Origin of the sequence: Duganella sacchari, assembly GCF_900143065.1 — a bacterium.
In the GTDB taxonomy this organism is placed as follows: Bacteria; Pseudomonadota; Gammaproteobacteria; order Burkholderiales; family Burkholderiaceae_D; genus Rugamonas; species Rugamonas sacchari.
The window spans coordinates 125,017-140,895 of the sequence record NZ_FRCX01000006.1 but is presented as its reverse complement, the minus strand read 5'-3'; the positions used below and the strand labels follow the sequence as shown (position 1 = coordinate 140,895).

Annotated in this window: 15 protein-coding genes and 1 pseudogene; 6 read left to right on the top strand and 10 right to left on the bottom strand. The window is 62.3% G+C overall.

All coding sequences use genetic code 11. The features are described from left to right. Positions 1–27 precede the first annotated feature (27 nt). Both BUA36_RS14610 and BUA36_RS14605 read left to right on the top strand, forming a co-directional pair. Positions 28–1,398, top strand: coding sequence for an MFS transporter (locus BUA36_RS14610; RefSeq protein ID WP_229255716.1), 1,371 nt, complete (start codon positions 28–30; stop codon positions 1,396–1,398). 73 nt (positions 1,399–1,471) lie between these two features. Then, on the top strand, positions 1,472–2,260 hold the full coding sequence (locus BUA36_RS14605; protein ID WP_072785742.1) for a LytR/AlgR family response regulator transcription factor: 789 nt from the start codon (positions 1,472–1,474) through the stop codon (positions 2,258–2,260). Here BUA36_RS14605 and BUA36_RS14600 read toward each other — a convergent pair. The 6 genes from BUA36_RS14600 to BUA36_RS14575 all read right to left on the bottom strand — a co-directional run bounded on the left by BUA36_RS14600 (position 2,234) and on the right by BUA36_RS14575 (position 8,696). Continuing rightward, positions 2,234–2,470 carry a hypothetical protein gene (locus BUA36_RS14600; RefSeq protein WP_072785740.1) on the bottom strand — a complete coding sequence of 79 codons (237 nt, stop codon included), beginning with the start codon at positions 2,468–2,470 and terminating at the stop codon, positions 2,234–2,236. The two genes, BUA36_RS14605 and BUA36_RS14600, sit on opposite strands and share 27 nt — an antisense overlap. 68 nt (positions 2,471–2,538) lie before the next feature. Next, positions 2,539–3,678 (bottom strand): TMAO reductase system periplasmic protein TorT, encoded by a 1,140-nt coding sequence (gene torT, locus BUA36_RS14595; RefSeq protein WP_072785737.1) that lies wholly within the window; start codon positions 3,676–3,678, stop codon positions 2,539–2,541. Further along, positions 3,675–4,478 carry a substrate-binding periplasmic protein gene (locus BUA36_RS14590; protein ID WP_167544296.1) on the bottom strand — a complete coding sequence of 268 codons (804 nt, stop codon included), beginning with the start codon at positions 4,476–4,478 and terminating at the stop codon, positions 3,675–3,677. Before BUA36_RS14590 ends, torT begins: the two co-directional genes overlap by 4 nt. A gap of 25 nt (positions 4,479–4,503) precedes the next feature. Next, entirely contained in the window at positions 4,504–5,421 is a 918-nt protein-coding gene (locus BUA36_RS14585) for an alpha/beta hydrolase (RefSeq protein WP_084560165.1), read from the bottom strand. A gap of 85 nt (positions 5,422–5,506) precedes the next feature. Continuing rightward, positions 5,507–6,112: a PEP-CTERM sorting domain-containing protein gene (locus tag BUA36_RS14580; RefSeq protein ID WP_072785729.1), complete on the bottom strand. Its 606-nt coding sequence runs from the start codon at positions 6,110–6,112 to the stop codon at positions 5,507–5,509. Positions 6,113–6,245: 133 nt separating this feature from the next. Next, positions 6,246–8,696, bottom strand: a complete 2,451-nt coding sequence (locus BUA36_RS14575) for a TonB-dependent receptor (protein WP_072785727.1) — start codon at positions 8,694–8,696, stop codon at positions 6,246–6,248. A gap of 240 nt (positions 8,697–8,936) precedes the next feature. Between BUA36_RS14575 and BUA36_RS14570 the strand changes: the two genes are divergently transcribed. After that, positions 8,937–10,508 (top strand): tryptophan halogenase family protein, encoded by a 1,572-nt coding sequence (locus BUA36_RS14570; RefSeq protein ID WP_072785725.1) that lies wholly within the window; start codon positions 8,937–8,939, stop codon positions 10,506–10,508. A 14-nt stretch (positions 10,509–10,522) separates the two neighbouring features. Here the strand turns inward: BUA36_RS14570 and BUA36_RS30310 are convergent. Next, positions 10,523–10,648 (bottom strand): annotated as a pseudogene (locus tag BUA36_RS30310) (MFS transporter); the annotation flags it as partial. A 111-nt stretch (positions 10,649–10,759) separates the two neighbouring features. On the opposite strand from BUA36_RS30310, the gene BUA36_RS14565 reads away from it, so the two are divergent. Next, positions 10,760–11,659, top strand: coding sequence for a hypothetical protein (locus BUA36_RS14565; protein ID WP_072785722.1), 900 nt, complete (start codon positions 10,760–10,762; stop codon positions 11,657–11,659). A gap of 86 nt (positions 11,660–11,745) precedes the next feature. Here BUA36_RS14565 and BUA36_RS14560 read toward each other — a convergent pair whose 3' ends face one another. From BUA36_RS14560 to BUA36_RS14550, 3 genes are read right to left on the bottom strand one after another with little or no spacing between them, the layout of a single operon-like run. Beyond that, on the bottom strand, positions 11,746–12,735 hold the full coding sequence (locus BUA36_RS14560; RefSeq protein ID WP_072785720.1) for an alpha/beta fold hydrolase: 990 nt from the start codon (positions 12,733–12,735) through the stop codon (positions 11,746–11,748). Then, the gene (locus BUA36_RS14555) at positions 12,735–13,112 is read right to left on the bottom strand and encodes a GFA family protein (RefSeq protein WP_072785718.1); all 378 of its coding nucleotides are present in this window, start codon (positions 13,110–13,112) and stop codon (positions 12,735–12,737) included. The genes BUA36_RS14560 and BUA36_RS14555 overlap by 1 nt, the downstream gene beginning before the upstream one ends. 16 nt (positions 13,113–13,128) lie before the next feature. Next, the gene (locus BUA36_RS14550; protein WP_072785716.1) at positions 13,129–13,536 is read right to left on the bottom strand and encodes an organic hydroperoxide resistance protein; all 408 of its coding nucleotides are present in this window, start codon (positions 13,534–13,536) and stop codon (positions 13,129–13,131) included. Between the two features lie 140 nt (positions 13,537–13,676). Between BUA36_RS14550 and BUA36_RS14545 the strand changes: the two genes are divergently transcribed. Continuing rightward, entirely contained in the window at positions 13,677–14,123 is a 447-nt protein-coding gene (locus BUA36_RS14545; RefSeq protein ID WP_072785714.1) for a MarR family winged helix-turn-helix transcriptional regulator, read from the top strand. A 115-nt stretch (positions 14,124–14,238) separates the two neighbouring features. Then, positions 14,239–15,879: a methyl-accepting chemotaxis protein gene (locus BUA36_RS14540; protein ID WP_072785712.1), complete on the top strand. Its 1,641-nt coding sequence runs from the start codon at positions 14,239–14,241 to the stop codon at positions 15,877–15,879.

Here is a 15,879-nt window from a genome sequence, read left to right as displayed (position 1 = left end):
CAACCGAGAATAACGAGGACGACAAACATGACCACCGCACCATCCGCTGCGCAGTCCGTGCAGCAGCCCGCGCCGACGACCGACCCGACACCCGCGCCATCGCTGTTGCGCGCCATGTTCCAGCGTGGTACGCCCATGCTATGGGTGCCGAGCGGCTACTTCGCCATGGCGCTCACCTACATGATGCTGACCAGCGTCACCTCCATCATGTTCAAGAACCTGGGCATGGACAACGGCCAGGCCGCGCAGTACGCCAGTTACCTGATCCTGGCCTACACCATCAAGCCGCTGTTCGCGCCGTTTGTCGAAATGTACCGCACCAAGAAGTTCTTCGTGCTGTGCGCGCAGCTCATCGTCGGCGTCGGGTTTGCCGCCGTGGCGCTGGCGATGTCGCTGCCGGACTACATGGTCATCATGGTGTTCCTGTTTGGCGTGCTGTCGCTGGTGGGCGCCACGCAGGACATCGCCTCCGACGGCGTCTACGTCACGGCGCTGGACAGCAAAACGCAGTCGCTGTTCTGCGGCATCCAGAGCCTGAGCTGGAACATCGGCCCGATCGTCGCCTCGGGCGGCATGGTGTACCTGAGCGGCTGGCTGCATACGCACTACTTCCATCATCAGGCAGGCGTGTTCGGACCGGAGTGGATCGATTCGTGGCGCATCATCTTCTTCATCGTGGCCGGCATCACCATCGTCACCGCGCTGTGGCATCTGCGCGTGATGCCGGAAGGCGCCAAGGCGGAAAATGCGCCGAAGTCGGTGGCGGAAGCCGCCTTCATCCTGCGGGATTCCTTCATTACCTTCTTCCAGAAGCGCGATGTGTGGCTCATGGTGGGCTTTGCGTTTGTGTTCCGCCTCAGTATCGGCCTGCTGGAGAAGATCGGTCCCTTCTTCATGGTCGATCCGGTGGCCAAGGGTGGCCTCGGCCTGTCCAACGAGATGCTGGGCCTGATCTATGGCACCTACGGCCTGATCGCCGTGCTGCTGGGCTCTCTGCTGGGCGGCATCTTTGTCGCGCGCCGCGGCTTGCAGAAGACCCTGTTCACGCTGTGCTGCGCGGTCAACATCCCCAACGTCACCTTTCTGCTCATGAGCATCTACCAGCCGGACAACCTGGTGGTCATCTGCGCCGGCGTGGCGATTGAAAAATTCTTCTTCGGCTTTGGCTCGGTGGGCTTCATGATTTATCTGATGCAGCAGCTGGCGCCCGGCAAATACACCACCACCCACTACGCCTTCGGCACGGGCCTCATGGGCCTGTGCATGATGGTGACGGGCGTGGTCAGCGGCCACCTGCAGCAGTTGCTGGGTTATGTGCACTACTTCTGGCTGGTGATGGCGGCCACCATTCCATCCTTCCTGGTGACCTGGTTCGCGCCGTTCCACCACCAGGAATAAGTGGGACGAAAGCCGGCATCCGTGTGATGCGGCGATGCAGGCGCCATCAGGGCGCCTGCTATACTCGCTGCCCATGGAACCAATCAGCTACATCATCGTTGACGATGAAGCGCCAGGCCGCGTCAACCTGCGTTACGCGTTGGCCGCTCATCCGGGCTGGCAGCTGGCGGCCGAATGCGACAGCGCTGCCGCCGCGCGCCATGCGCTGGCGCAGCAGCCGGTGGATGTGGTGTTCCTCGATATCCAGATGCCCAAGGAAAGCGGGCTGACGCTGGCACAGGAGCTGGGCAGGCTGGCCGCGCCGCCGCTGATCGTCTTCGTCACCGCCTACAACGTGCATGCGGTGGACGCGTTTGAAGTCCACGCGCTCGACTACCTGCTCAAACCCATCGACGACCAGCGCCTGGCGCAAACCCTGGTGCGCGCGGCTGCCATGCTGGCCTACCGCAGCAGCGATGGCTACCGCGATGCCTTGCGCGACTATGCCGCCGCCACGCACACGCACACGCAATATGCGGACACGCTCAGCGTACGTTCAGTGGGACAGATCGAGAAGATCCGGATAACAGATATTTTGTGGCTGCAGTCAGCGGGAAATTATGTGGAGCTGCATCTGGCGGAACGCACCGTGCTGCATCGTGTACCGCTGAGCCGCCTGGAACAGCGGCTGCAGCCGGACGTGTTCCTGCGCGTGCACCGCACCACCATCGTCAGACGCGGCCAGCTCCAGCGCCTGTCCTCGTTGGGCGCCGGCCGCTATCTGCTGGCACTCAGCTGCGGCGCCCAGCTCACCGTGAGCGAGCGTCATGTGCCTGAGCTGAAAGCCTGCATGCAATCAGGCTTCGCCAGTGAGCGAGCGTAAATCCTCTTCGCGGACGCGGCGCTCGGGCGCCAGCACACGTGCGATGACCTGCGGATTGAGCCCCATGTTCTGCAGCAGCTCGACCGCGCCAGGCGTACCGACATCGCGCTGCACCTGCAGCGCCTGCCGTACAATAAAATCGTAGGAATGCCAGCCCGCAGTATCCGACGTTCGCGGCCGCGTCTGGCGCCTGTCGTGTTCCGGTGTCATGACCACCTCCTCATCTCTGCCTGCGCATAGGGTAACGCAAGATGGGATTGTACAGGCGTCCGGTACGCTCAATCCTTGCCGGGTTCGTAGGACAGCACCACCTTGTAGTTTTCCGGCGCCACCGAGGTATCAAACGGATAGCTGCTGTAGTTCTGCTGGTCCAGCATGCCCAGCTTGACCAGGATGGTGTGCGGCTGCTCCTTGCCGCGCCCTTCCAGCAGGTTGACGGCCGCATTGATCGCCACGCGCGCCTGACTCACGCCCTTGGTATCGGCCGCCGCGTAGATTTCCTTGTTACGGATGAGATGCGCGATTTCATCGGTCAGGTCATAGGCGACGACCCGGATCTTGTCGCCCAACCCTGCCGCCTTGATCGGCCCCAGCGCCGCCGGCGCACAGCCCGTGCAGCCGATAATGTAGTCCAGTCGCTTGCCATGCTTGGCCAGGATGCGGCCCGTCAGTTGCGACTGCAAACCGCGTTCGCTGTCGCCATAGCGGATGTCCAGGATATTGACTTCGATCGCGGCTTCCTGCGCGGCGATGCGCGTGCCATCCACCTCGCCCTTCACCCAGCCGGCGCCCATGGGGCCGGGCAGCAAGGCGATGTTGATGGACTTGAGGCCGCGTTGCTGCGCATCGCGCACCACCCAGCGCGTCGCCTCCTGGCCCATGCCGCGCAGCGAGGTAGTCACTTTCAGCTGCAGATCGTCGCTGCGGCTGTCGTTGGCCAGTTCCAGCACCGGGATGCCGGCCGCCTTGGCGCGCACGATGGACGGATTATTGGCCGTCATGCTGATCGGCGAAATCACGATGGCGTCGTACTTGCCGGCGATGGCTTCATCCATCTTGTGCAACTGGCCCTGCAGGTCGTCGTAGCCGCTGGCAGGCAGGATATCGGCCACGATGCCAAGGCGGCGCGCTTCACTGATGACGCCATAGGCGCAGCCGCTCCAGTAAGGGTCTTTCATGTGCGGGAACAGAAAGGCGATGCGCCAACGCTTGCTGGCATGGGCGGCCGGCGCATAGTTGCCGGCCACCACACGGCCGCTGGCCAGCGCATCATCCGCCGTGCCATTCGGCTGCACGGGACGGAAGATGGAGGTGACAGGGATCGGCGCAAACCTGGCCGGCTGCTGCGCCCATGCCGGTAGCGCGCACCAACCGCAGACTGCCAACAGGGATAAGCGTAACGAGGATATCTTCATCATGGTGACTTGTGTTTATCCGCGCAGGCGGACGTCCTGGCAGCGCCATCGCCCGACGGCACCAGCACGCCGTTACGGGCGCCCAAACGCGCCAGCTCCCCAGAGCGTACCATTTCGGTGAACAAAACGTTGTAACGATCTCGCAACGTTGCGTATTTTGCGTCGCGCGGGAAGGCGAAATAGCCATCCAGCTGCGTGATATCGGGGCACAGCGGCACCAGCGCGTCGGCCAGGCGCAGGCTGTCAATCAGGCTTGTGCTGTTGCGTTCATTGGTGGCCAACAGGTCAACGCGGCCACGCGCCAGCATCTGCAAGCCGTTTTCCAATTGTGATACCTCGCTGATCTCCAGCTGCGCGCGGGCCTGGTCGAACTGGGTGCCGTAATGCCAGCCGCGTACAGTGGCGATGCGCCGGGCCTTGAGCGCGGCGAAGTCGCCATGCCAGGGCTGGTCGTCTTCGCGGCGCATGTAGAACACCATGCGGTCGCGGTAAAACGCATGGTCCAGAAATGCAAAGCGCGCGGCGCGCTCCGGCGATTTGTAAGGGCCGATCAGGATATCGGCCTGTCCCCGCTCCACCATGGCCTGGGCGCGCGGCCAGGGATAAAGTTTGAAACTCACCGTGTCGCCGGCGCGTGCGGCCAGTGCGCGCAGCGCATCGACACCCAGGCCTTGCCACTGGCCGTTGGCGTCGCGCTCAAAGATATGGCTGAAGGTCGCGCCGACCGCTACCAGTTCTGCTGCATAGCCCTGCTGCGGCGCGGATGCGCCGAGGGCCAACGCCACCAAGAATGAGATCGTCATCCGCATGGATAAATACTAGCATGGGCTAAGGCATATGCTGCCGCAGGAAAGCCACACTCGCATCAACTGTCGGCTGCAGCCACGGATCGAACAGCCAGAAGGAATGCGGCGTGTCCGGCAGGATCACCTTGTCGCTGGCCACACCTGCCTGTGCCATCTTCGCCATCATCTCCTCGCGCCCGGCCGAGAAGCGCGGCTGGCCGCTGCCGATGAACAGGATGGGCGGCATGCCGGCACGTACGTACTGGATCGGCGACGCCTCGCGCCACAGCGCGGCCTTCTCCGCATAGCGGCCTCCGAACCAGGCGCCGGCCGAGGAGGGATTTTTGTTTGGGTCGTCTTCGTATTGGCGTGCCAGTTCGCTGGTGAAGTCGGACAGGCCGTCGATGTTGATGATGGCTTTTACGCCTTCGCCCGTCACGCCGGCCAGCGTCGCCAGTTGCCCGCCCGCCGAGCCGCCTGCCAGCGCAATCCGCTGCGGATCGATATGCAGTTGCGCCGCATGCGCGCGCACCCAGCGCACGGCGGCCTGCACGTCCTGCACGGCGGCCGGATAGCGCGCCTCGCCAGACAGGCGATAGCTGATCGTCACTGCCGCATAACCCTGCTGCGCCAGCCGCAGCGCCATCGGCACGAACTCCGAACGGTAACCCGCCTTCCAGCCGCCGCCATGCACCAGCACTACCACCGGCAAGCGCTCGCCAGCGGGCGCATAGACATCCAGCTGCATGCAGCGCGCGCCATACTGCGCATAGATCTGATCCGCCAGCTTGCTCACGCCCTCCGGCAAGGCATCGCCCGCAACGCGTATGGACGGATAGCCGCGCACCAGCTTTCCGTAAGTGTGCACGGCATCGTAGGTGTTGGCAGGATCGGCAGGCGGTTCCGCGCAGGGTGGCACGGCGACAAGGGCAGCAGCAAGGACGGTACTCAGGACAGGCATCAAGACCTCGGCAGAAAACTCACGCGCCGAGTATGGCACAAACGGGCAGGTTCAAGGTTGCCTGGAACTTGCCCCTCGTTAGGGATCAGTTCCGTTGCTTGCGGCGCGCGCGCCAGCCCAGCAGCATCAGGCCAGCGCCGAGTAGCGCCCATGACGAGGGTTCCGGCACCGGCGTCGTGGTCAGCGCCATATTGTCCAGATTGAGGATGTAATTTGGATTATCAGGAAGCACGGCAAAGCCGGCGATCGCTTCCTTGCTGGACAAGGACAGCGTCTGATACTGGAAAGTTTGGCCAGGATTGAGAATGCGGTCGCTGGCGATCACCTTGCCGCTGACATCGTAAGCATACAAAGTCGCATCCCACATAGAATAACTTTGGATGCTGATGCCGTACACCGGGATACTGAAGGTGCCGATCGGATTAGCGGACGACAGAAAATGATTGTCGGGATTGCCGTTGAAGAAACTGCCGTGGAACAGCGTACCTTGCGTGAAGGTGATGCCGGCAGGAGTGAGCTCATCGCGTATCCAGCGGTTGTCGCTGAACATCGGCAAGTCATCGGCAGTACCCAGGCGACCGTCGGCGCCTGGCGTGGCTTCAAAATCCACCAGAATGGTGGCAGCCGATGCGGAACCTGCCATGAGCGCAGCTGCCAAGGCCGTGGCAAACAGACGATTGATTGCGACCATATTCACTCCATGTTAATTAAAATTTAATTATTAAATATTTAATCATGCATGTCCAGCATCGTTACATCAGAAAAAAACCCCTGGACCTCGAAAGGAGCAGGGGCTATAAGACCACAACACTACATGAAGAACCTTAGAAGCTGCGGCCCACGTTGATGCCGAAGGTGCGCGGTGGCAGATACTGCGCCTGCCATGGACCGTTGGCGTTCATGGCGCTGGTCTTGATCTTCGCGTCTTCCGCATTGCGGATGAAGGCGTCGAAGTACCATTTGGCGTTGGCGTCGTACCGCAGACCCAGATCGGTACGGGTGTAAGCCTTCTGACGATCCGGTTCGCCCAGATTGAACACGCTCAGCCAGCTGGCGGTTTCGTAGTGGGCGCTGATGCGCGGGATCAGCGTGCCGTCGGCCAGCGCGAAGCTATGCTGGTACATCAGCTGCGCGCTGAACTTCGGCGAGTGCGGCATGGTGTTGCCGCTCACGTCCAGGCAAGGGTTGGTAATGCCCGGCGCCGTGCAGGCAGGCAGCACGTAGTCGTTGGAGCCACCGACCAGGTGTTTCAGCTTGGCGTTGGTGTACGCTGCGGTGAACTGTACGCGGTCCTCGCGCGTGATCTTGGCGGCGATCTCGGTCTCCACACCCCAGACCCTGGCGCCTTCCGCATTGCTGGTCGCCAGGCCGCGCGTGCCGTCGGCATACGTCACCGGTGCGCTGAACTGGAAGTCCTTGAACTTCTCGTAGTACGCCGAGTTGTTCATGCGGACCGCGCCGCCGAGGAAAGTCGACTTCGAACCGATCTCGTAGTTGGTCAGGCTTTCGGAACCGTAAGGTACGCCACCATCTTGCAGGCCGCCCGACTTATAGCCGGTCGATACCGACGCGAACACCATATTGTTCTTGTCGATGTCGTAGCTGACACGCGCCAGTCCGGTCAGCTTGTGGTCCTTGTAGACGCCGTCGTTGTGCTGGTAGGTGGAGAAGCCGGTGCCGCCGCCGAGTGGATTCATCGACGGGTTCACCGGAATCTGCGGTGCATCCAGATTGCTCCAGCCGTTGTTGGTGCCGCCGATGTTCTTACGCTCGTCAGAGGTGTAACGGAAGCCGCCAGTCAGGTGCAATTGATCGTTGGCGTTCCAGGTCGCCTGGCCGAAGGCCGCCGTCGAATCCACGGTTTCCTTAGGCTGGATGAAGGAACCCTGCCAGCTCACCGTGCCCTGCTCGGTGCCGTTCATGATCGGAATGTCGAAGCGGATGCCGTTGTCTTCATTGGCGTAGTACAGGCCTAGCAGCCAGTCGACATCGCGCTTACCGGTCGACATGATCTCCAGCTCATGGCTGTAGTTCTTGTACTTGGACCAGACGGTGTTGTTGGCCTGGTAGCCGGAGCTGCCCGCGCCGGCCGTGGTGAAGCTGGTCGCCGGATTGGCGCCGCCATCCTGATCGAAGGTCGAGGAGCCATTGAAGCGCGAGTAGCCGGCGATGTAGGCCAGCGCCACATCGTTATTGATCTGGTAGTCAACGCGGCTGCGCACCGAATGCGAATCACGCTTGACGCTCGGCGCGGTATCGATCAGCGCCGACCAGAAATCCTGGCCTGGACGCTGCTGCTGCAGCAGGTTCATGTTCGGCGTGCCGCGGTCAGCATAGTGCTCGTACGAGATATTCCACTTCAGGTTGGCCGATGGCTGCCACAGGAAGCTCAGACGCGCTGCGCTCTGGTCCTGGGCGTTGTACTTTGGACCGCCCTGCACATACAGGTTCTGGTTCAGCGGCTGGAAGCCGATCGGGTTACCCGGATGCGCGGTGTTCCATGCGGCGATGACCGGATCGGCAGCCGCGTGCTGCTGCGCCAGCGTCGGCAAGGACGGCTGCTGATAGGCCACGTAGCCATCATGCTGTTCGTGCACCACCGCCACGCGCAAAGCCATGGTGTCGTTGATCGGGATATTGAACGCACCGCGTGCGCCCAGGCGCGTGTAGTTGCCGTAACCCAGCTCGAAGCTGCCGGCATTGCTGCCGATTTCCGGTTTCACGGTCTGCATGTTGACCGCGCCGACGGTCGAGTTACGGCCCCACAGCGTGCCTTGCGGACCACGCAGCACTTCAATCGCTTCCAGGTCGAACAGCAGCGCGGTGGCGCCTTCCGGGCGCGGCGAGTAGATACCGTCCACGAAGGTTGCCACTTCCGGGTCGGCGTATTCGGTCTTCGCAGAGTCGTTGCCGATACCGCGCATGGTCATGGTGATGACGCCATGATCGCCCTGGCCGGTCGCCGAGAAGCCCGGCACCAGATTGACCACGTCCTGAATCGTCTGCACATGGTTGTCGTCCAGTGCCGCCGAGTTCAGCGCAGTCACGGCGACAGGGGTTTTCTGCAGTGAGGTGGAACGCTTGGTGGCGGTGACGTACACCTCGGTGATCTTGCTTGCATCTGCAGGCGTCGCCTGTTCAGCCACCGCTGCGGCCTGGGCATCCGCTGGTTCTGCTGCATGGGCGACATTGGTGCCGGCCACCAGGGCGAGGATGGCCATCGAAATTGGGGACAGCAGCAAGCGCTTCCCGGACTGCGGTACGTGGACGTTCATAAGTCTCCTTTTGCGTAGCGATCGCCGAGGGGGAAGGGGCGGTGCTACCATTTATCTTAGAAAGCGATTTCATGTTGCTTGAAAACGTTTTCAATTTAACTGAAATCGTTTTCTGTATTTGTGAAATCGATTTCATAGTACATAATTCAATTCGCCGATGTCAAATTAAAAATTGTAGTCGCGTTGTATCTTCGGCATTTTCCATGCGCTGCACCGGCTGTTCTACGGAGACAAATCGATATGAAAACGTTACCAAATCATGGCGTAAAAAATGTTCTGATTGTTGGCGGCGGCACCGCCGGCTGGCTGACCGCCGCCTTTCTTGCCAAGCAGCTGGGTGCCGGTGCTGAGGGCGCCGTGCAGATCACGCTGGTGGAATCGAAGGAAATCGGCATCATCGGCGTTGGCGAAGGCACTTTCCCATCGATCCGTGGCACGCTGGCCACCATCGGCATCGATGAAGCGCGCTTCGTCCGCGAATGCAACGGCACCTTCAAGCAAGGCATCCGCTTCAACCACTGGGTGCGTGAGCCGGCTGCAGCGGGCGCCGACCACTACTTCCATCCATTCAGCCTGCCCAGCCAGCGTCCGGGTGGTATTGAGCTGCTGCCCTACTGGCTGCAAGGTGCAGCGGGACCGGACGTGGGCTTTGCCGCCGCAGTCACCATGCAGAAGCGCGTGGCCGATGCAGCGCGCGCGCCCAAGCGTCCCGGCGATGCCGACTTCATGGGGCCGCTCAACTATGCCTATCACTTCGACGCCGGCAAGTTCGCCGCCCTGCTCTCCACCCACGCACAATCGCTGGGCGTGCGGCATGTGCAGGCGACGGTGGAACGTGTGGTGCTGGATGCGGATGGCGCCGTCGGCGCCGTCCACACCAAAGAAGCCGGCATGCTGACGGCCGACCTGTACATCGACTGCACTGGCTTCCGCGCGGCGCTGATCGGCGAGGCGCTGGGCAGCAAATTCCGCAACATCAACGACGTGCTGTTTGTCGACCGCGCGCTGGCCATGCAGGTGCCGTATGAGCGGCCGGATGCGCCCATCCCGTCCTACACCATCGCCACCGCGCACGAAGCGGGATGGACCTGGGACATCGGCCTGCACCAGCGGCGTGGCATCGGCTACGTCTATTCCAGCCGCCATACGGACGACACGCGCGCCGAGCAGGTGCTGCGCAACTACATCGGCAAGGCAGCCGACGACCTCAATCCGCGCCAGCTCAAGCTCAATGTGGGCTACCGCGAACAGCACTGGGTTAAAAACTGCGTGGCGGTCGGCCTGTCGGGCGGCTTCCTGGAACCGCTGGAATCGTCCGGCATTGGGCTGATTGAAACGGCGGCTTATCTGGTCAGCTATCTGTTCCCGTACGATGGCGACTTCGCGCCTGTCGCCAAAACATTCAACGAAATGATGAAGGCGCGCTATGAGCGCATCGTTGATTTCGTCAAGCTGCACTACTGCCTCACCCAGCGCAAGGACCACGCCTTCTGGACCGACAACGCCGATATGGCGAGCGTGCCGGACTCGCTGCAAGACAAGCTGGCCATGTGGCGCCAGCGCGCGCCGCACCGTATGGACTTCGTGGTGGATTATGAGATGTACCCGCCATCAAGCTGGCAGTACGTGCTGTACGGGATGGAGTATCCGACCACGCTGTACGCCAACGCCAAGACGCTGCCGCGCATGGACGAAGCCCGCAAGGAATTCGCCATGATCGAACAGGTATCGCAGCGCGCGCTGGCTGACCTGCCTGGCCACCGCGCGATGGTAGAGCACCTGCTGCGCCAGGGCGAACGCAAGATCGCCTAGGCCGGCTGCCTGGCCGCCGCGCCCAATCCCAGCCGCGTTTTCGCAAACGGCACCAGCGGCGCCCAGGCCGACATGGCCAAACCCGCGGCCAGGAAAGCGAGACGCGTGGACAAGCGTTGTTGCGGGCCGATTGAATGCATGCGTTTGCCTTGCGTAAAAGAGGGCCACAGTATAGTCGGATATGTTCGGGCACGAACATACTGCGGGCCAGCGACAGCGCATGATGAGGACACAAACAAAAAGGAGCCATCATGCAAACACAACCTTTACACGCGAGCGCAACAGTCGCTAACACGGCTGACGGCGACGGTTTCGCCTCCGGCGTCTCGTGGGGCGCCATTCTCGCTGGCGCTGCCGCTGCTGCTGCACTGTCCTTCATCCTGCTGATACTGGGCGTCGGCCTTGGGCTGTCGTCGATCTCGCCGTATCAGTACAACGCGACGCCGCTGGGTACCGCCAGCATCGCGTGGATCGCCTTTACGCAGCTGGCTGCTGCCGGCATCGGCGGCTACATGGCTGGCCGCCTGCGCGTCAAGTGGGCCAGCATCCACACGGACGAAGTGTATTTCCGCGATACCGCCCACGGCCTGCTGGCATGGGCAGTAGCAACGCTGGTGACGGTGGCCGTGCTGGCCGGCGGCGCCCGCGCGGTGCTGAGCGGAGCGATTGACAGCGGCGCCGCCGTGGCCACCGCCGCTGCACCTGCCGCTGCTGCCGCAGGCGCCTCTGCAGCGGGCCGTTCCAACACCTACTTTGCCGACATGGTACTGCGCTCGCCGAACGGCGAGATCGCCACGGAATCGCAACGTACGGAAGTCAACCGCATCCTGCTGACCGATCTGGCGGCAGGCAAAATCAGCGGCGAGGACCGTACCTACCTGGCGCAGCTCATCGCCAAGCGCACCGGCCTGTCGCAAGCGGAAGCCGAACAGCGCATTGACCTGATCTACGCCCAGGCCACGCAAGCTGCCAACGAAGCCAAAGCCAAGGCACAAGCCGCAGCGGAAGAAGCCCGTAAAGCAGCCGCCCACTCGGCACTGTGGATGTTTGTCGCCCTGCTGCTCGGCGCCTTCATCGCCGCCGTCGCCGCGATCGCAGGTGGCCGCAACCGCGACCACGCCCGTGTGCTGATTACCCACCGCACCATTTAAAACAAGGAGAACAATATGCGCTCGATCTTACTGCTGCTGCTTGGCATCCCGCTGCCCATCGTCATCCTGATCGCCCTGTTCGTGCGTTAAAGCTGGCCGACGTCGATCACAGCCTGCGCAAAAGCCTCCGGTGCTTCTTGCGGCAGGTTGTGGCCAACGCCACCGACAATCAGCTGGTGCTTGTATTTGCCGGTGAAGCGCTTGGCGTAGGCTGCTGGCTCTGGGTGTGGCGCGCCATTGGCATCGCCTTCCATCGTAATGGTCGGCACGCTGATACTCGGGAATTTGGCCAGCGCCGCTTCCAGCGCCTCATATTTTGCCTCGCTCTTCTCCAGGCCCAGGCGCCAGCGGTAGTTGGACACCGTGACCGCAGCGTGGTCCGGATTGTCCAGCGACACCGCACTGCGCGCATAAGTGGCATCGTCAAAGCTCCACTGCGGCGATGCCAGCTTCCAGATCAATTTGGCGAAATCGCGGTGGTTCTTTTCATAGCCGATGCGGCCACGCTCGGTCGCAAAGTAGAACTGGTACCACCACTGCAATTCCGCCTCCGGCGCCAAGGGCTGCTTGCCCGCTTCCTGGCTGCCGATCAGATAACCGCTCACCGACACCAGTCCCTTCACCCGCTGCGGCCACAGCGCGGCCACGATATCGGCCATGCGTGCGCCCCAGTCATAACCGGCCAGCGTGGCCTGGTCGATCATCAGCGCATCCATGAGCGCGATGACGTCGGCCGCCAGTGCTGCGGGCTCACCGTTGCGCGGCGCTTGCGCATCAAGGAAGCGCGTCGTGCCATAACCGCGCAGGTGCGGCACGATCACGCGGTAGCCCTGCCTGGTCAGCTTGGGCACCACATCGACAAAGCTGTTGATATCGTAGGGCCAGCCATGCAGCAGGATCACCACCGGGCCATTGGCCGGGCCTTCATCGACATAGCCGACATTAAGGTCGCCAGCGTTAATCTGTCTGATAGTGTTGAAAGTGGCTGGCGTGGCGGCCTGCACCTGGCTGGCGCCGAACAAAGCGGCAATGGCAAAAGCGGTGGCGGCGGCGACGTTGCGTTGGGTGGTATTCATTATGCATCCTCCAGGATAACGGTAGAAAGGCTGGCGCCATCATTAACGCCGGCATCGAAAGCGTGGGGATCGACGCCGTCCAGGCAGCCGATGTTCACGCGCCAGAGCAAGGGATCTTTACGCGTTTGGTGAAACGGATAAATCCCGCAGTGCTTGCAAAAGTAGTGCCGCGCCACGCGGGGGTTGAACTGGTACAGCGTGAGCACATCTTCGCCCTTGACGATCTTCAGCGCGGCCACCGCGAACGGCGGCGTCATCAGGGCGCCCTTGCGGCGGCACAGGCTGCAATTGCAGCGCGCGGCCGGCGTCAGCGCGGTGTGCACTTCAAACTGGACGGCGCCGCAGTGGCAGGAACCGTGGTGCAGATCGTTGGACATGACGCGCCCTCCCCGTTCAGATGAGATGAATCTCGACGTCGATGTTATTGCGCGTCAGCTTGGAGTACGGGCAAGCCTGGTGCGCGCCGTCAACGATGGCGCGCGCCGTGCCGCTATCCAGGCCCGGCAGGCTGACATGCAGGCGCGCTGCCAGGAAGTAGCCGCTGTCGTCATTTTTCAGATCGACTTCCGCATCGACATACAGGTCAGCCGGCAGCGCCAGCTTCATCTTGCCGGCCACCAGGCCCATGGCGCCAATGAAGCAGGCCGACCAGCCAGCCGCAAACAGTTGCTCGGGATTGGTGCCATTGCCGCTGCCGCCGGGCGACGACAACTGGATATCCAGACGGCCATCATTGCTGCGGGCTGCGCCTTCGCGGCCGCCGGTGGTGTGGGTTTTGCCGGTGTACAGAACGTTGCTCATGGTAAGACTCCTTGGTAGTTTTAAATCGCACTCGATTGAAGCGGATGCGTTGAATCTTACCAGCGTTTTAAAGCATGTCAAGCACTTTCGATTAAATCGCATCCGATATATAATCCTCCCATCGACTTAGGAGGTGCATCATGAGCCAAGCCACTACCCCGCAACTGGCGGATTTCCTGTGCTTTGCCGTCTACTCGGCCAACCTGGCCTTTGGCAAAGCGTATAAACCCATCCTCGACAAGCTGGGCCTGACGTACACCCAGTACATCGCCATCATTGCCTTGTGGGAGGAAGACAACCAGACCGTGAGCGGCCTGGGCGAAAAGCTGTTCCTGGAATCGAACACGCTGACGCCGATCCTGAAAAAGCTCGAAGCCATGGGCTACGTCCACCGCGCGCGCGATGCGGCCGATGAACGCCAGGTGCGGGTCGGCCTGACCCCGGCCGGCCGGGCGCTGCGTGAAAGCGCGCTGCAAATGAATCTGCGCGAAGCCACCGGCCTGACCAAGGAAGAATTCCCGCAGGTGCAAAAAGCCGTGGTCAAGGTCCGCGACAATTTAATCAAGTCCATGCCGGGTAAAAACTGACAATAGCGCCAGTTCGTTGCGTTCATGCAAAAAGCATACTATTGAGAAATTATTTGAGACTTGAATCTGTTAGTATGCAGACCACCTTATGTAACAATATGGACAGGATTTGCACATGCGCAGCACACCCCATGCAGTTAGCCGCGAGACCGTACTGGAAGACGGCAAGCCCATCGTCACCACCACTGACCTGAAGGGCCGTCTCACCTACGCCAACTCCACCTTCCTCGAGGCCAGCGGCTACGCGGACGAGGAACTGCGCGGGCGCATGCAAAACACCCTGTACCACGCCGACATGCCGCCCCAAGTCGATGCCGACATGTGGCGCACCGTGCTGTCCGGCCAGCCATGGCGCGGCCTGGTCAAATACGACTGCAAGGACGGCGGCTTCTTCTGGGCCATCGCCAACGCCACGCCCGTGATTGAAAAAGGCCGCACCACCGGCTTCATGTCGGTCTGCACCAAGCCCAAGCGCGAACAGATCCAGGAAGCCGAGCAGCTCTACCGCACCGTCAAAGGCCCGAACCCGGACGGCGTCACCATCCTGCGCGGCGCGGCAGCGCCACGTGGCCGCCGCAAATTCACCACCGCGCTGCGCAATATCACCCTGTCGCAGCGCCTGGCGCTGTGCTTCGGCAGCATGACGCTGCTGGCGGCGATGATGGGCCTGCACGCGGTACTGCCGTATGCCGAAGGCTGGCTGCACCTGCAAGCCTTGCTGATGGCGGCGCTCGCCTTGTACGGCTGGTTCAACCTGCACAACGCCATCGTCGCGCCGATCCAGGCCAGCATCACTGCCACACGCATCCTGGCCGGCGGCGACCTGACCACGCGCATGGCGGTCGACCGCCACGATGAAATCGGCCAGCTGCAAGCGTTTGTGCGCCAGCTGAATCTGAACCTGGCCTCCATCCTGGTCGACATCCGCGCCAACTTCGCGCTGAGCCGCAGCACCACCACGCAAGTGCGCGCCGCCAATGCCGACCTGTCGGCCCGTACCGAAGCGCAGGCCACCAACCTCGAACAAACCACCGCCAACATGGGCCAGATCACCGGCAACGTCAGCCAGACCGCCGACAACGTCAACGCCGCCAGCGGCGTCGCCAGCGAAGCAACCGCGCTGGCCGAGCGCACCGGTGTGGCCGTGACGCAGGTGGTGGCGGCGATGAACGACATCAGCGCCTCGTCGCGCCAGATCGTCGACATCATCGGCCTGATCGACGGCATCGCCTTCCAGACCAACATCCTGTCGCTGAACGCCGCAGTGGAAGCGGCACGCGCGGGCGAAAGCGGCCGCGGTTTCGCCGTGGTCGCCAGCGAAGTGCGCAACCTGGCACAGCGCAGTGCGGCCGCCGCCAAAGACATCAAAGCGCTGATCGACACCTCGGCCGGCAAAATCGCCAGCGGCGCAGAAGTGGCCAGCGCAGCCGGCCAGGACATGGATGCGGTGATTGCCGCGATTGGCCGCGTGGCCGCCATCATGGGCGACATCAGCGGCGCCACGCGCGAGCAGAGCAATGGAGTGAATCAGGTCAAGGACGCCATCGTCCAGCTGGACGAAGTCACGCGCCAGAACGCCTTGATGGTGGAAGAAGCCTCAGCCGCCACCGGCGTGCTGGACCTGCAGGCGCAGGCCGTGGCAAAAGCACTGGAAGTGTTCAAGCTGCCGCCGCAGTCGGGCGCAGCCAAGTCGGCCAGCCTGGTGCATCTGACGCCGCGCGCACCGCAAGCAGCACCAGCGGCACGGCGCGCATAA

Bases quoted from the DNA above. Each gene is read 5' to 3' on its own strand.
- BUA36_RS14610 (WP_229255716.1), top strand. From the start codon at position 28: ATGACCACCGCACCATCCGCTGCGCAGTCCGTGCAGCAGCCCGCGCCG.
- BUA36_RS14605 (WP_072785742.1), top strand. From the start codon at position 1,472: ATGGAACCAATCAGCTACATCATCGTTGACGATGAAGCGCCAGGCCGC.
- BUA36_RS14600 (WP_072785740.1), bottom strand. From the start codon at position 2,470: ATGACACCGGAACACGACAGGCGCCAGACGCGGCCGCGAACGTCGGAT.
- torT (WP_072785737.1), bottom strand. From the start codon at position 3,678: ATGATGAAGATATCCTCGTTACGCTTATCCCTGTTGGCAGTCTGCGGT.
- BUA36_RS14590 (WP_167544296.1), bottom strand. From the start codon at position 4,478: ATGACGATCTCATTCTTGGTGGCGTTGGCCCTCGGCGCATCCGCGCCG.
- BUA36_RS14585 (WP_084560165.1), bottom strand. From the start codon at position 5,421: ATGCCTGTCCTGAGTACCGTCCTTGCTGCTGCCCTTGTCGCCGTGCCA.
- BUA36_RS14580 (WP_072785729.1), bottom strand. From the start codon at position 6,112: ATGGTCGCAATCAATCGTCTGTTTGCCACGGCCTTGGCAGCTGCGCTC.
- BUA36_RS14575 (WP_072785727.1), bottom strand. From the start codon at position 8,696: ATGAACGTCCACGTACCGCAGTCCGGGAAGCGCTTGCTGCTGTCCCCA.
- BUA36_RS14570 (WP_072785725.1), top strand. From the start codon at position 8,937: ATGAAAACGTTACCAAATCATGGCGTAAAAAATGTTCTGATTGTTGGC.
- BUA36_RS14565 (WP_072785722.1), top strand. From the start codon at position 10,760: ATGCAAACACAACCTTTACACGCGAGCGCAACAGTCGCTAACACGGCT.
- BUA36_RS14560 (WP_072785720.1), bottom strand. From the start codon at position 12,735: ATGAATACCACCCAACGCAACGTCGCCGCCGCCACCGCTTTTGCCATT.
- BUA36_RS14555 (WP_072785718.1), bottom strand. From the start codon at position 13,112: ATGTCCAACGATCTGCACCACGGTTCCTGCCACTGCGGCGCCGTCCAG.
- BUA36_RS14550 (WP_072785716.1), bottom strand. From the start codon at position 13,536: ATGAGCAACGTTCTGTACACCGGCAAAACCCACACCACCGGCGGCCGC.
- BUA36_RS14545 (WP_072785714.1), top strand. From the start codon at position 13,677: ATGAGCCAAGCCACTACCCCGCAACTGGCGGATTTCCTGTGCTTTGCC.
- BUA36_RS14540 (WP_072785712.1), top strand. From the start codon at position 14,239: ATGCGCAGCACACCCCATGCAGTTAGCCGCGAGACCGTACTGGAAGAC.